This is a genomic window from Taibaiella koreensis (assembly GCF_003545715.1).
Taxonomy (GTDB): domain Bacteria; phylum Bacteroidota; class Bacteroidia; order Chitinophagales; family Chitinophagaceae; genus Taibaiella; species Taibaiella koreensis.
The window spans coordinates 98,105-113,001 of record NZ_QVNU01000003.1; the positions used below are offsets into that span (position 1 = coordinate 98,105).

Annotated in this window: 12 protein-coding genes; 7 read left to right on the plus strand and 5 right to left on the minus strand. The window is 51.3% G+C overall.

What is annotated here, in order from left to right; genetic code table 11:
• Positions 1-182: 182 nt before the first annotated feature.
• Complete coding sequence (locus tag DZK30_RS10485) at positions 183-3,914, plus strand: DEAD/DEAH box helicase (RefSeq protein WP_240432900.1); 3,732 nt, start codon at positions 183-185, stop codon at positions 3,912-3,914.
• A gap of 75 nt (positions 3,915-3,989) precedes the next feature.
• Positions 3,990-4,814 carry a glutamate racemase gene (gene murI, locus DZK30_RS10490; protein WP_118974102.1) on the plus strand — a complete coding sequence of 275 codons (825 nt, stop codon included), beginning with the start codon at positions 3,990-3,992 and terminating at the stop codon, positions 4,812-4,814.
• On the opposite strand, the gene DZK30_RS25800 is transcribed toward murI, so the two are convergent.
• Positions 4,806-4,958: a hypothetical protein gene (locus DZK30_RS25800; RefSeq protein ID WP_162903011.1), complete on the minus strand. Its 153-nt coding sequence runs from the start codon at positions 4,956-4,958 to the stop codon at positions 4,806-4,808. The genes murI and DZK30_RS25800 overlap by 9 nt on opposite strands.
• Positions 4,959-4,975: 17 nt before the next feature.
• On the opposite strand from DZK30_RS25800, the gene DZK30_RS10495 reads away from it, so the two are divergent.
• From DZK30_RS10495 to DZK30_RS10500, 3 genes are all read left to right on the plus strand, one after another.
• Positions 4,976-5,278 carry an HTH domain-containing protein gene (locus tag DZK30_RS10495; protein ID WP_118974103.1) on the plus strand — a complete coding sequence of 101 codons (303 nt, stop codon included), beginning with the start codon at positions 4,976-4,978 and terminating at the stop codon, positions 5,276-5,278.
• 225 nt (positions 5,279-5,503) lie between these two features.
• Positions 5,504-5,815, plus strand: coding sequence for a class I lanthipeptide (locus tag DZK30_RS25805; protein ID WP_162903012.1), 312 nt, complete (start codon positions 5,504-5,506; stop codon positions 5,813-5,815).
• A 132-nt stretch (positions 5,816-5,947) separates the two neighbouring features.
• Entirely contained in the window at positions 5,948-6,841 is an 894-nt protein-coding gene (locus DZK30_RS10500) for an OmpA family protein (RefSeq protein WP_118974104.1), read from the plus strand.
• A gap of 1 nt (position 6,842) precedes the next feature.
• Here DZK30_RS10500 and DZK30_RS10505 read toward each other — a convergent pair whose 3' ends face one another.
• Together DZK30_RS10505 and DZK30_RS10510 are read right to left on the minus strand one after the other, a co-directional pair.
• Complete coding sequence (locus tag DZK30_RS10505; RefSeq protein ID WP_118974105.1) at positions 6,843-8,003, minus strand: DUF3298 and DUF4163 domain-containing protein; 1,161 nt, start codon at positions 8,001-8,003, stop codon at positions 6,843-6,845.
• 233 nt (positions 8,004-8,236) lie between these two features.
• The gene (locus DZK30_RS10510) at positions 8,237-9,799 is read right to left on the minus strand and encodes an HAL/PAL/TAL family ammonia-lyase (RefSeq protein WP_118974106.1); all 1,563 of its coding nucleotides are present in this window, start codon (positions 9,797-9,799) and stop codon (positions 8,237-8,239) included.
• 619 nt (positions 9,800-10,418) lie between these two features.
• Here DZK30_RS10510 and DZK30_RS10515 point away from each other — a divergent pair.
• Complete coding sequence (locus DZK30_RS10515; RefSeq protein WP_162903013.1) at positions 10,419-11,960, plus strand: Ig-like domain-containing protein; 1,542 nt, start codon at positions 10,419-10,421, stop codon at positions 11,958-11,960.
• Between the two features lie 255 nt (positions 11,961-12,215).
• Here DZK30_RS10515 and DZK30_RS10520 read toward each other — a convergent pair whose 3' ends face one another.
• A complete protein-coding gene (locus DZK30_RS10520) occupies positions 12,216-13,379 on the minus strand; it encodes an amidohydrolase family protein (protein ID WP_118974108.1) in 1,164 nt (387 codons plus the stop codon).
• Between the two features lie 42 nt (positions 13,380-13,421).
• On the opposite strand from DZK30_RS10520, the gene DZK30_RS10525 reads away from it, so the two are divergent.
• On the plus strand, positions 13,422-13,796 hold the full coding sequence (locus DZK30_RS10525; protein WP_240432901.1) for a tRNA-binding protein: 375 nt from the start codon (positions 13,422-13,424) through the stop codon (positions 13,794-13,796).
• 164 nt (positions 13,797-13,960) lie between these two features.
• Here the strand turns inward: DZK30_RS10525 and DZK30_RS10530 are convergent, their stop codons facing one another.
• Entirely contained in the window at positions 13,961-14,896 is a 936-nt protein-coding gene (locus DZK30_RS10530) for a class I SAM-dependent methyltransferase (RefSeq protein WP_118974109.1), read from the minus strand.
• Position 14,897 lies beyond the last annotated feature (1 nt).

Consider the following 14,897-nt stretch of genomic DNA (forward strand, 5'->3'; position numbering starts at 1 on the left):
AATTTATTTCATCGCCGCGATTTTCCGGCTTTAAAAATCAACGGGATAGGGTAGCCTGATACCGGTATATTGCGATCTTTATCGCTCAGGCATTCCTTTTCTCCCGCTTTTTCGGTAATTTTGCCGCTTGCCTTTTTCAGAGGCATGACGAGCAAATGTCCTTACCAGATTTAATTAAACATGTGTACCACAATGCCACCGACGAGGTGATCCGGAGAGGGAAGCGTATCTTCCATACTTCAGGAGTGCAAATGCTTGAGAACGATACTCTTATTGAGCAAGTGGTGTTTCGGGTGCGCAACGATGTGTACAGCAATTACTACAAGGTGATCGTACAGAATTACCTGCAGCCGAAAAATATTTCCCTTCGTTGCCAGTGCCCGTACAATATGGGCAGCGTATGCCGGCATGAGGCTGCGGCCCTGTTCCAGCTCAACGACCTGTTGCAAAGCGGTTATTTTGAGAACGTAAAGCTGCAATACGATCAGAAGCATACGACCATCAGGATGCGGCAGATCACCACGCACTTCCTCAAGCTGTTCTCTTCTGCTGCACTCTTTGAGACGGCGGAAACGATCGTAAGCGCGAAACGGATAAAGGTCCTGGAAGCAAAGAACGACGCTGTAAAGGCCGAGGTCAACCATGAGGGAACCCTTTTCCCGGTGCTTATCCGGCAGAATGAAGAACGTTATTTCGATACTTCCTGCAGCTGTGATGAGAAAGAACATCCCTTGTGCGTGCATAAAGCAGCGGTTTTTCTCGATATCCTTAACCGGCATGGCGGACATTACTTCGCTACCCTTCGCAACTGGGATACGCAAAAAGACAAGCTATTGAACCTGTACGGGTATAGTCTACAGGACGATATTTCAGGCAAGTTTGAATTTTCCTATCACGACGGCAAACCCTTCCTCAGGGTGCTCGACCCTTCAATCAAAAAGCTGTCGATGCAGCCGGCTGCTCCCGTGTCGAAATACAAAGAGGAGAAGGAGGTCGTGGTGGCAGAGGAGGTTCAGCCGCAGAAGAGAAGAATGGGCGTATTGATTGGCGGCAGCAAAAGCGAATACTTCCCTTACACCGGTTTCGACCTGCTGACCGGGGAGCCGGATGAGAACAACGAAGGCTTTAGCGGTACCATAGAAAAGCTGGAGGCCAATCAATATATCTCTCCCGCCGGTCTGCAGGAGCGGGATAAACTGCTGGTGACTGCGTTGCGCAAGCAAAGCGCAGAGGAGCTGTTTAAATCGGTTAAACGCGATACGCCCTTCGGTGAGTTTTGGGACAGCCTGCCCAAAGAGCTTAAAGATGTTCCTAAAGATGAGCTGCGGCGACAGGTATGGGATTTTTACCTGCCCCGTTATCAAAGGCTCCTGGAGCACTTTTCCAGCTATCCCTTTGTCTATTATCTGCCCGAGGGCAAATATTTTGTTACCGCTCATCTTGAGAAAGCCGCATTTTCGCCACGTGTATTCCAGACCGAGATCTTTGTTACACCCGAGGCTGAGGATGTGGTGCTGGTGCTTCGCCTGCAGATCGATGATGAAGTCTATAACTACGATGATATTACGGTGCTCAACAGCGCTTTGATCCGTATAGGAAATACCTTCCATGCCGCCGCCAATATCGATGTGGTTACCATCATGGAGCAGTTTAGCAATGGTGGCCGTATGCATGTCACGGCGGCCGACTGGCCCGAATACCTGGAAAAGGACCTGTTACCCCTGTCGGGCAATACGGCGATCGTATTTGACGAAGGCCTGAAGGAGAATGTTACGGAAGTGGAGCCGGCATTGAAGCTTTACCTGCGTGAAACCGATAAGATGATGGTGTTCAAACCCATTTTCGATTATGAAGGTGTGGAAAAGCAGTGGCTCGATTATACGCCGGCTGTTACCGCCAGGAACGGTAAGGTTGTGGTGCACGAACGAAATGAAGCCGCGGAGCAGACCTTTCTTACCTTATTGCGTCATCTGCACCCCCTGATGCAGGAAAGCCGTAAGGCGCATTCATTCCTTTTGCCCGCCAACGAGGCATTGAAAGGCAACTGGTACTTCAGTTTTGTGGACAAGCTGGCCGAGGCCAATGTCCAGATCGTGGGTTACGAAAGCCTGAAGCAATTGCGGATCAATCCCAATAAGCCGCGTACACAGCTGCAGATCAGCAGCGGCATTGACTGGTTTGACGCCGATGTCGACCTGAAATTCGGAGAAGAAAGCGTCAGCATTGCAGAAGTAAAGAAAGCGCTGGGCAAGAAGCAGAATTTTGTAACGCTGAACGATGGCAGCATAGGCCTGCTCTCGGAAGATTGGATGGAAAAATATGCGCTGATGGTGAAGCTGGGCGCCGTGAATGGCAGCAATAAACTGCGGTTGAAAAAATTCCATTTTTCAGCAATCGAAGGCCTCAGCGATCAGATCAGCGAAACGGAAGTGCTGGAAGAGCTCGCTGAAAAGAGAGAACGGCTGCTGGACTACGACTTTGAAAAGAAGGCCGTGATCCCCGTGCCCGATAATGTGACCGCTGTCCTGCGACCCTACCAGCAGGCAGGCTTTCAATGGATGAGCTTCCTCAGCGAGATCGGCTGGGGCGGCATACTGGCCGACGACATGGGTTTGGGTAAGACATTGCAGACGCTGACCTTCCTGCAGCATTACCTCAATCAGAACCCGAAAGCCCAGTATCTGGTAGCCTGTCCTACCACGCTGATCTATAACTGGGAAAATGAGATCCGGAAGTTTACGCCGGAGATCACCTATCTTATTCACCATGGTGCGCAGCGGCGCAGCAGGGCGGAAGAGTTTGATGGCATCAACCTTATCATCACTACTTATGGTACCTTGCGCAGCGATATCAAGATGCTGTCGCAAATGAACTTTGACTACGTGGTGCTAGACGAGTCGCAGGCAATCAAGAACCCTATGTCACAGGTGGCCAAGGCTTCACTGCTGCTGCAAAGTAAGAACCGGCTGGCGCTGAGCGGTACGCCGGTACAGAATAATACCTTCGATCTCTTTGCCCAGATGAATTTTCTTAACCCGGGCATGCTGGGCTCTATGGAATTCTTCCGCAACGAGTTTGCCACCCCTATCGATAAACTGCAGGAAGAGGAAGCGAAGGCGCACCTGCGCAAGCTGATCCACCCCTTCCTGCTGCGCCGTACCAAGGAACAGGTAGCGCCCGATCTTCCTGAGAAGACCGAGATGGTGCTCTTCTGCGAAATGGGACAGAAGCAGCGTAAGATATACGATGCCTACCGCAACAGCTTCCGCAGTAAGATCCTGGGCGAAATTGAAGAGAAGGGTATGGAACGCTCACAGCTCAGCATACTTACCGGCCTTATGAAGCTGCGGCAGATATGCGACTCGCCGGCCATCCTTAACGAGGATGAACGCTTTGAGAACCACTCGGTGAAAATAGAAGAACTGGTGCGCGAGCTGACTGAAAATACGGGCAACCACAAGGCACTGGTCTTTTCGCAGTTCCTGGGTATGTTGGGTCTTATCAAGGAGGAGCTGGAAAAGCAAAGCATCCCATATGTTTACTTCGACGGCGGTACCTCCTCTACCGAGCGGGAAAAGGCGATCCAGCGTTTCCAACAGGACGAGGAATGCCGGGTATTCCTCATTTCCCTGAAAGCGGGTGGTGTCGGCCTCAACCTCACAGCAGCCGACTATGTGTATATCGTAGATCCCTGGTGGAACCCGGCTGTTGAGCAGCAGGCCATCGACCGTACGCACCGTATCGGACAAACCAAGAATATATTTGCTTACAGGCTGATCTGTAAGGATACGATCGAAGAAAAGATCATGTTGCTGCAGGAGCGAAAGCTGAGCCTGGTAAAAGAGCTGATCGCCGACGACAATGCCTTTATGAAGAAGCTGACCCGTGAAGATGTGGCCTATCTGCTGAGCTAGCGGCAGGTCCGGGCGCCGGGGGAGGGCAACCCCTGCCGGTGCGTTATTGTTCATTTCAATTGTTACCATTTCTTCATGTGTCCGATAGGGATTTTTGATTCAGGATATGGCGGTCTCACGGTGTTCCGGTCTATCGCCGATCAGCTGCCGCAGTACGATTACCTTTACCTGGGCGATAACGCCAGAGCGCCTTATGGCAACCGCTCTTTTGAAACCGTGTATGAATACACGCTGGAGTGTGTGCAATGGTTCTTCGACCAGGGCTGCAAGCTGGTGATCCTGGCCTGCAATACAGCCTCTGCAAAGGCGTTGAGGACAATCCAGCAGAAGGACCTGCCGGCCATGGGTCCCGGAAAAAGAGTATTGGGTGTTATCAGGCCTTCGGCCGAGGAGATCGGCCGGTTTACCCAAACCCGAAGCGTGGGTGTGCTGGGTACCAAGGGTACCGTAAGCTCGGGTTCCTATGTTACCGAGATCAGCAATTTTTACCCCGACATCAGGGTTTATCAACAAGCCTGTCCGCTATGGGTTCCTTTTATCGAGAACGGGGACTATAAGAACGACGGTGTAGACTATTATATCCGCAAAGACCTGGAGCAGCTGTTTGCACAGGCTACGGATATCGATACCGTGCTGCTGGCCTGCACGCATTATCCTTTGCTGGAAGATCGCATACGCAAATACCTGCCGGAAGGTATAGCGCTTATTGCCCAGGGGCCAATTGTTGCCGGCAGCCTGGCTGACTATCTTCGCAGGCACCCGGAACTGACGAACATCCTGTCTCAAGGCGGTAGCAGATCGTTCTTTACCACCGATTCGGTTACCGATTTTGAAGAACATGCCACACAGTTCTTTGGTGAGGCCGTAAGCGCACAACATATCCATCTTGAGCTAAAATGACTTCTTCCCACTCATAAACTTTTTGCTACCTCTTATAAACTTCAACTGCAGCCGGAAAGTCAATTGACCGATCTTTAAAGAGAAGTACAGCAATGTATTTCCCTGGACCAATACATTGACTATATCGATACGATTCTTGTTCATCCCTAGAATGATATCTGATGAAAGCATCATTTCTGAACGCTGAGCTGATGAGATTACACGATCTTATCCGGAAAAAGAGTACGGGTACCCCAGCTGAGCTGGCCCGCAAGCTTCGTTGCTCCGAAAGGAGTGTTTATCATAAGATCGAGCGGCTGAAAGATTATAACCTCCCCGTTATTTACGATACGTTACGACAAAGCTATTGCTATACCCGCGACGTCTCCATCGTATTCAATATCCTTATCGATGGAGAGGCCATGGCCAAGCTCAAAGGTGGAAGCCATACGCTGCGGATGTACCGGCGCCTTTGCCCTCATTGATATTGCCAGGCTTCCGTTTATGGATTTCAGACGTGGGCATACTTGTGTTTACATGCTCTTTTGTACGGTATTATCTCACTGAAAAAACATTTCAGCAAGCAAGCCGAAATTTGTTCTGTATTGGCGCGCAATACAAAGCGGAGGGTTGCAAGCCACCCGGGTAAAGGCTGTACGCTGAATTCTTTCTTATGGCGGTAAAGACAAAGAAAAATCCAAAAAAGATCTATGAAAAAGAAAAAGCTCGTTTTAGACCGCAAGCTATCGCTGAACAAATCTGTTGTAACCGACCTTGGGCAACGTACGATAATGGGCGGTGACGGCCAGACTGTGGTCAGCGGACCGCTGGTGCAAAATTGCCTTTGCTGGAAAGATCCTAATTATAGTATCGTTTGTCCGACAAACGCGGTTCAGCTGACCTGCCGTCCAGACGATTGCGGGTTGGCACCCAGTGCGATCTCCTGCGCCAACGGACATGGCTGCGCCTCTGGTAACAACAATTGCGACCCTTCTGCATTCACAAATTGCCATCCGGTTTAACAACGGGTTGCCTGATCAGTATATAATGTAAAAATGCTATTGCCGCTTTGGGCCGCTTCCTATGGGGAGCGGCTTTTTGCATGGAAACCCCATGACTATTTTTAGTAATTTGCAGTAGCCAATCTCCATGTTATGCAACGGATTTTCCTGCTGCTGTTGTGCTTGTTGCCGGTAACCTGGCAAAGAGCTTATGCCCAGTACTTCGATACCCTTCATATCCATTATGCCATAGGCGCCCAGGCGCCCGATGCTGCGAGCCGGCTGTTGCTGGACTCTTTGGCCGGTCATCACAATGGCCGCTTGTTGCTGATCTACAGCTATGCCGACTACCTGGGGAGTGAGCGGGCCAATCAGCATCTTTCCGTAGAAAGGGCCGGTCGCATCAAGGCATACCTGCTGGAAAAAGGCGTTCCGAAGGAGCAGATAGGGGAATGTACCGGCCTGGGACAACTCCCCGGTAGCGGCGGAAGGGAAGGCAACCCTGACCATCGCAGATCCGATATTTTTGTACGCAGAATTAAGCCGGTTGCAGGAGCGTCAGACCCACCAAGGGCAATGCCCCTGGCAGGCAAAATAAAAGAGAAGCAGGGCATCGTCATACCAGCAGAAGCGGAGGCAACACCAAAGTTTTCAGCGATAGACCTGAGCCGGGTAAACGTCAACGATGTCATCCGTTTACAGCATATCGGCTTTTACCCGGGCCGGCCCGATGTGCTGCCCCGCTCTTATGCCGAGGTAGAACATCTGTACCAGGTACTTTCCGATAATCCGCGGCTGAAGGTCCGCCTGGAAGGGCATGTTTGCTGCTGCGTATATCCCGATGGTTACTTCGAAGATACGCCCACCTGGCAATTGTCGGTGCAGCGGGCCTATGCGATCTACAGGCATCTGGTCGACCGGGGCATCGACAGCACGCGGCTATCTTACCAGGGCTTTGGGCGTACCCGTCCGATAAAAGACCAGGAACGTACCTCGGCTGAGGGCCAGGTCAACCGTCGCGTAGAGGTGAGGATATTGGAAAAATAGGCTAGCGTATGCCCAACCGTGCAGCGAAATCAGGTTTTAGATAAGCTTTGAGCTCGGTAAAGTCGACAAATACATGGATGGGGCCTACGGCATAAGCCGCCACTTCATATGGGAAGTAATAAAAGCCAAGGCCTTTATTGGTAAAATAAAAATTGGTGGTCGTGGCCAGGTGATTCTCAAAAAGGATCGTATTGAGCGAATCGCCGGGCCTGAGTCCCTGCTGCTTACGGAAAGCCCGTTCTACAATGGGCTGCAGCTTTGCCGAATCGGCCGTAATCACATCTTTCAGCGCAAGCTCCCTCCTGTTGCGGACGTCGAAGCAGTAGAAGCTGCTGCCGCCGTTGCCATGCGCGCCACCGCTATAGGAGTAGCCGTCCGAATTCAGGATTACAAAGCCGTTCTCATTGTAGCATACCGAAACATACTGCATGTCTTCATAATTCATCATCGCCGAAATATCCTCGCGGTTCATTCCTTTGACCTCGTCGTGGTAAGATTTAAGATACCGGCTATTCATATTGCGCATGGCCTCCGCGATATCCAGCTTAAGTAGTGAAGAGTCGACATGCAAGGCTTTTTTGATACTTGCTTCGAGCCACTTGCCGTCCGCATCATTCTTCAGGGGAATCACGAAAGTATTGCTGATACGGGCTACGGGCGAGCTGTCAACGGGTGTAAAGGCTGCCAGCGAATCGGAGAGGCTCATTGCTGTGAACGTGTAGGCGCCATCGGGGTAGGTCTCTTTCAGCTCCACAAGATAGTTCTTATCGCCGCCGGGGCTTCTCCAGCTGCCTTTTAATGTGCCCTGCCCGTACTGGCAATCTATAATGGCTGTGGTCTCACCTTCGCTAAAGCTGACCTCGTTAAGCCGCAGATTGTTGGGCCGCTGCCCGTCGAGGTTGCCATTCACCATAAGCCAGGTGCCGTGTTTAAGATAATAATAGACGCCCTGCAGCACACCGCCGGCACACTGCAGGTGCATCACCACCGGCTGACCGGCAATGGTACCCTCGAGCCGCTTGTAAAAATTGGGGGCCAGCACAGAATCGTAGGTGGCCACAGCAGTGGTGGCCGTTTCCTGTTTGTCTTCCTTTTTGTTGTTCCCACAGGCGGAGAGCAGCAGGATGAGGGCCAGTGAAAGCAGGGTTGGTATCTTTCTCATGAGCTGGTTTGTGTAAAAAAACCTTATTGAATTATCGCGTATTATGGTAAGGTTTTTTGAAAAAGCCAATGCCGATCATTATAAGTGACTATGTCGATATAGGAAACAAAACAATCCCCGGTCCTTGAGTATGTCGAAAGGACAGCTGCAAATGGTGCTTCGACGGGCTCAGCAGCCGTTATCGAGACGAATTTGACTAATGTTTCCTATATCGGGATCGTCAGTTATTACTATCATTCGAAACCGAGCAGCTTCTTCATCTTTTCACCCACTTCCGTTTCCATCAGCCATTGCTTGATCGCCTGCAGGCGTTCGTAAGAAGGTGTGTCTTCCACAAAAGCCGGCGCCAGGATGCTGAGCTCGTCATACATCCAGCGGGTGGCCGGCGACAGACGGCCGACGATATCCCTGTAGCTAATGGCCTGAATGATCGCCAGCGCGTGTACCGCCAGCACCTCGAAAGTGTTTTCGATAACCCGGGCGCAAAGCAAAGCAGCATTGGTACCCATGCTCACAATATCCTGGTTGTCGTTGTTGTTGGGGATACTGTGTATATAAGCCGGGTTGCTCAGGGTCTGGTTCTCGGCGACATTGGATACAGCAGGATATTGCATACCCTGAACGCCAAAGTTCAATCCCAGCACGCCCGCGTTGATGAAAGCCGGCAGCTTCTTATTCAGCGCGGGATTCAGAAGGAAGTTAAGCTGCCGGTCGGCCAGCATTGCCAGCTTGGTTACAGCGATCTTGAGCTTATCCATTTCCAGGGCTACATAATCGCCGTGGAAATTGCCTCCGTGAAAAATATTGGCGTTCTTATAGTCAATAACAGGATTATCGTTCACAGAGTTCAGTTCCTGCGTAATGATCTGAGCGGTATACTCGATCGTGTCATATACGGGACCCAATATCTGCGGCACACAGCGCAGGGAATAATATTCCTGTACCTTATCTTCCAGCACACTCTCGGTCACCTTTTTTTCATATAAATGTTCGTGGCGCTTGCGCATCAATTTGCTCTTATGAGAGATCACACGCATAGCGGCAGCTACGGTCTGCTGGCCCTTGTGCAGCTTTACGGCATTGAGCTCCTCCGAAAAATGATCGTCATAAGCCTCCATGATCTCGTTTACCATGAGGGAAAACAGGATCTGCCCGGTCAGCAGCTTGCGGGCATGCACCACGTTGATGGCTCCGATCCCCGTCATAGAAGAAGTGCCGTTGAGCATGGCCAGACCTTCCCTGATATGAACCTTCAGCGGTTGTAGCTGCAACGTTTCATATACTACCTGTGCCTTTACAATTGATCCCCTGAACTGGAAATTGCCTTCGCCGATAAGGCCCAGGGCCAGGTGTGCGAGCTGTACCAGGTCGCCGCTGGCGCCTACGCCGCCATGCTGGTAAATACAAGGATAAGCTTCATGATTGATAAGGTCGGCCATCAGCTGTACTACATGGGGGTGTATGCCGGAATAAGCCCGCATCATGGTATTGAGGCGTGCCAGCAGTGTGGCTCTTGCCTGCAAGGGGCTTAACAACTGCCCCATACCACTGCTATGGCTCCTGATGAGGTTGAGCTGCAGCTGTATGCGGGCTTCATCTTCGATACGGTACTGCGCCATGGGGCCAAAACCCGTGTTGATGCCGTAGATCAGCTTGTCTTTCGAAAAATCTGTGAGAAAGGTAAAGCAATCTGTGACGGCTTTTAGGGCCTGTTCGTCAAGGTCTATCTGCTCTTTCTGCAGTACGATTTGTTCCAGGCTTTCCAGCTCGAGGATTTTGTTGCCAATGGTTGCCATGCAGCAATAAGGATATTAAGAATAGAGGAATGAATGAAATTCTGGCAAAAGTAGTAAAGCGCCGTCTTTGGACCTTAATATTTTCTATTTATTGCCATAAGGCTATCCCTGTGCCTCCTTGAATAGTTAAGTAGGTCTTTGGGCAACGTTTCTGCTTCCCTATAGGATGCCTATGCCAAGTTTGCCGTACAATTTTCGTCGGATGATCAAAGGACGGGATTTTTGAGCGGAAATAAGGTATTTTATGTGTTTTTAAAGCATGTTTTATGCTTTTTGCAATAAAAGCCAATATCTTTAGATTTAAATCTGCTTTATGATTGCATTTTAAATTTAAAAACAGACTAAATTATGAATTTTCATTTGACAAAGAATATCTTTAGATTCCGCCTGGCACTTCTGCTTTGCGCCGGATTGGGTATTCAAAATGCGGGCTATGCCCAGTATTGCATTCCCGGCGCTCAGAATACGACGCGTTATATCAAAAACTTTTCGACTACTGCTGGGATTACCAATATTTCCAACCTTAATTCCGGCGCATCGCCCGCTGGGTATGGCAATTTCTCTGCTGCCCAAATTGTTACTGCCACACCGGGAGGCACCTTTAATTTTTCGGTCAGCTTTGACGGAACCATGCACCGGCCGAATATGGGTAGACTGGAACCAGGACAACGACTTCTCGGATGCAGGGGAGCTGGCCTATAACCCTTTGGTTACGAGTTTTGGCGGCTATACAGGAACGATCACGGTACCGGCAACTGCGGTTACCGGTACGACCAGGATGCGGGTTGGTTCTAATTCTGCCGCCACATCTCCCATCCCGCCGCCGGCCGATGCCTGTACTACGGTGACTTATGGCGAGTTTGAAGACTATGGCCTTGCCATCTCTGTAACCCCCGCCATTTGTATGGCTCCGGCATCGCCCGGCGCTACTGCCATAACATCCACCTCCGCAACGCTGGATTGGGGCCAGGCCGGCACGCCTGCTCAATGGCAGATCAAATATGGTTCCACCGGCTTCAATGTGAGCACCGGCGGCACTTCGGTATATACGACCGTAAAACCTTATACCCTGAATCCACCGCTGAGCCCCGCAACGGCATACGATTACTATGTGCGGGCCATATGCGCTCCCGGCGATACCAGCGCCTGGTCTGTGGTCAGCAGCTTTACTACGGCAAATTGCAGCCCTTCGGACATTACCTCGCTATCGGATGGAGACCGTTGTGGTCAGGGGACCGTTGTGCTCACGGCGGCAGCCGTTGCCGGCGCCACTATTAAGTGGTATACCGCTGCTGCCGGCGGTACCGCCGTGGCAACGGGCAATTCTTTTACCACCCCGTCTTTAACGGCCAGCACAACCTATTACATTACCGCCAGCTTCGGTACCTGCGAAAGCGACCCGAGAGAAGCGGTAATGGCTTATGTATACGATATGCCCGCGCTACACCTGGGCAATGATACCAGTATCTGCAGCGGGGACCAAATAGTGCTGGATGCCGGTAATCCCGGCGCCGAATACTTCTGGAGCACAGGCGCCACAACCCAAACGATCCAGGCCGGTACAGCAGGGACCTATTCCGTGACCACAACCACACCGGAGGGTTGCGCTCAAACCGAAGACATACAGGTTTCCGTATTGGGCGCGCCACGCGTCGATGGGCTCAGCTATATTACCCTCTTCCAGGAGCAGGCCGGTAAGGTGCGCTTTACGGCTCAGAACCCCGTTCATGTTGAAAGCTACGAATGGAATTTCGGCGATGGTACAGCCATCAGCACGGCGGTGAGCCCCGAGCACGTCTATGCGGCAAAAGGAAACTATACGGCAACGCTTAAGGTGAGCAATAAATGTGATGCCGATACCAAAAGCGTAGCGGTTACCATAACCGGCGGGACCGGTATCGCCCTGCCGGACTACCAGGCTGCGGCGGTAAAGCTATATCCTAACCCCGCTCATGATCTGCTTCGGATCAGCAGCGAAGCGCCGGATGTGCAGCTGAAGCACGTTACGGTATTCAATCTGCTGGGTGGCATTATCTACGATCGTATTGCAGACAACAGGGAGCAACATAGCTTGCCGGTATCTGGCTGGGCGCCGGGTCTCTATTCCATCAGGATACTTACCGATAAAGGTTCTGTGATCAGGAAATTTGAAGTGCTTTAAAGCGCACACGGTCCTTACTGTCACTTAAAGCTTTTAGCCGAATATCATTAGCAAAATGCGCATACGCCGGGCAAGCAGCCCGGCGTATGCGCATTTACAGCCCGGTTTGACTTAACTGACTGTCTGCATATAAGAAACATTGAATCATTCTTCCTTCCCTTACGGCTGCTGAGCCTGTCGAAACAGTATTTACAGCTGTCCTTTTATATGCTCAAGGACCGGAGATGGTTTTATTTCCTATATCGGATAGTCCTTTTATCCTATTCTGGAAATTTTATTTTCACTATTAATATGGACGATGCCGGGCTTTTTCCCGGGCGTCAGGCTGCCGATCTCCTGGTCCATTTGCAAGGCCTTCGCGCCATTGGATGTGCCCCAGCGTAAGAGCGTTTCCAGCGATAGTTCCGGGAAGTGTTGCTGCAGGGTACCTATCTCGGCCCAGATGCTGAGCTCATGGTTGGAGGCCAGGCTATCGGTACCCAGGCATACAGGGATCCCGCTTTCCTGAAACAACAGGGCCGGTGGCATTTTTCTTTCGATATACCAGTTTGCATTGGGACAAAGGCAAAGATGGATTTCCCTCCCCGAAGCTTCGAGGAAGGCCAGGTCTTCAGCTTCCATAAAAGTATTGTGTACCAGGATAACGGGGTTACGGTCGGGCAGCTGCGGCAGATAGGTTTGCAAAGACGATTTACCGGAAGGCCTGAAGAATGCTGCATCGATATTGAGGGTACGGTACAGGTCAAACAGCTCGCCTTCCTTAAACCGGTACAGCTCGTTCTCCGCAGCAGTCTCCTCATTGTGGACCGACAGCAGTGTGCCCGGCTCATGGGCGTTGATCAGGCGAAAGAGGCTTTCTGATACCGAATAGGGTGCATGCGGCACTATAGACTGGCGCAGGAGGGTCGTGTCGCCATGCTGTGCCGCAAACTGCCCATATACTCCCAATGGCCAGGCAAACCGCTCTTCGACCTTGGTTTCCGTGAAGCCGATGCTTTCAACAAAGGTGTGGATATGCAAGCCGGAGGTTTCACGGTAAGGCAGTGTATCGGTACCATTGGCGATATCGCCTACGGCCACGATCCCGTTTTGCCGGCTGCTGGCAATGGCCTGCTGTATTGCAATTGCTTTGTCTTCATCAGAAAAGCCATTGCGCCCTGTCATCACCGCTTGGAGAAAAGGGACCAGGCGCTTGCCTTCTGCAATGGCTCCTTTCATATGCGATAGCTCCAGGTGGCAGTGGGTATTGACGAAGCCCGGGCAAAGTATGCCTCCGAAATGCCGGACAGCAACACCTGATGGCAGTGCACCCGCCGGATAAAGGGCTTCGATAGTGCCATCGCCGGTGGCAGCGATCACGGTACCCGGTTCCAGCCATTGATAGCCATCGTGTATGCGGTCGGCTTTGAAATAAAACATAAGCGGTAATTGTGGTGTGCAAAATTTGGGAACTTTTGAAACATGGCCAAAGGTTATTTCCGGGCTTCGTATTTTAGCGGCATGGAAACGATCAGCTGGAATGATTTTGAAAAAGTAGAACTAAGAGTCGGTACGGTCATTGACGTGTTTGAATTTCCCAAAGCGCGTAAGCCGGCCTATAAAATGAAGATCGACTTTGGTCCTTACGGCATACGCATGAGCAGCGCGCAAATTACTAGGCACTATACACCAGAGACCCTGTTGGGCCGGCAGGTGGTGGCTGTGATCAATTTTCCCGAAAAGCAGATCGCCGATTTCATGTCACAATGCCTGGTTACCGGCTTTGCAGATGAAAATGGCGATATCGTATTGACGGCAGTAGAACGAACCGTACCCAACGGGACGAAAATCGCTTAACGATATGTTATAAGACTCCGGAATGGCTACGATCCCGCTCCGGAAATTACCATGTGTCCTATGGCCGGATTGTTATAACCCTAACCCGGAAGATATCATGTTATAAAATTCAGGGCAGTGATGCGCTTATGAAGTAAGTATTGGGATAATGATCCTTGTGAAAGCTACCGTACGATCCGGTAGCAATGGTGGATCTTCTTGTTCCGGAAATCTTCGGGGATGGTCTGCAGGGATATATCCCGTATACTGGTGGCTTCCAGGCGTTCAAACCGGGGCTCAAACTGGCGCAGGTTATTGGAAAAGTAAAGAATACCACCCGGGCTCATGTGCTGCAGGATGAGATGGAGGAGGGTAGGATGGTCGCGCTGCGTATCCCAGGTACCGCTCATTTTTTTGCTGTTGCTGAAGGCCGGCGGGTCAACAAATACGAGATCATAGGTGCCGGCTGCCGGACTTTTCAGGAAATCCATAGTGTCGCCGGCGACAAAGCTATGCCGGCTGTCGTCCAGGAGGCCGTTCTGCTCCATATTTTCACGGGCCCATTGCAGATAAGTATTGGACAGGTCGACGGTGGTAATGTGGGCGGCCCCGCCAGCTGCCGCGTATACGCTGAAGGCGCCGGTGTAGGCAAAAAGATTGAGCACCCGCTTCCCCCCCGCAGCTTCCTCGCGGAAGGTCTTACGTAGCGGCCGGTGATCCAGGAACAAGCCCGTATCGAGGTAGTCGCTGAGGTTGACCCGGAACTGCAGCCCTTGCTCCTGTACCACGAGCTTATGACTTTCCTGTGCCACTTTCTCATATTGCTCGGTACGCCGGGAAAGCCGCCGGCGTTCTTTAAGAAAAATTTGTTCCCTGGGGGTTTGTAAGGTAAGGGAAATGACCTGCAGGCACTCTGCCAGCCAGGCATCATGCATGGCTTCGGAAAGACCGTGCTGGGCTTTGTATTCGGCTATATGGAGGTATTGCTCATAGCGGTCTATGCAGAATGGGAATTCCGGCATATCCAGGTCGTAGATACGATAGCAGGTAATGCCCTGCCGCTTCGCCCATTTGGTAATGTGACGATCGACTTTCTGCAAGCGATTGGCAAACGATTGCATA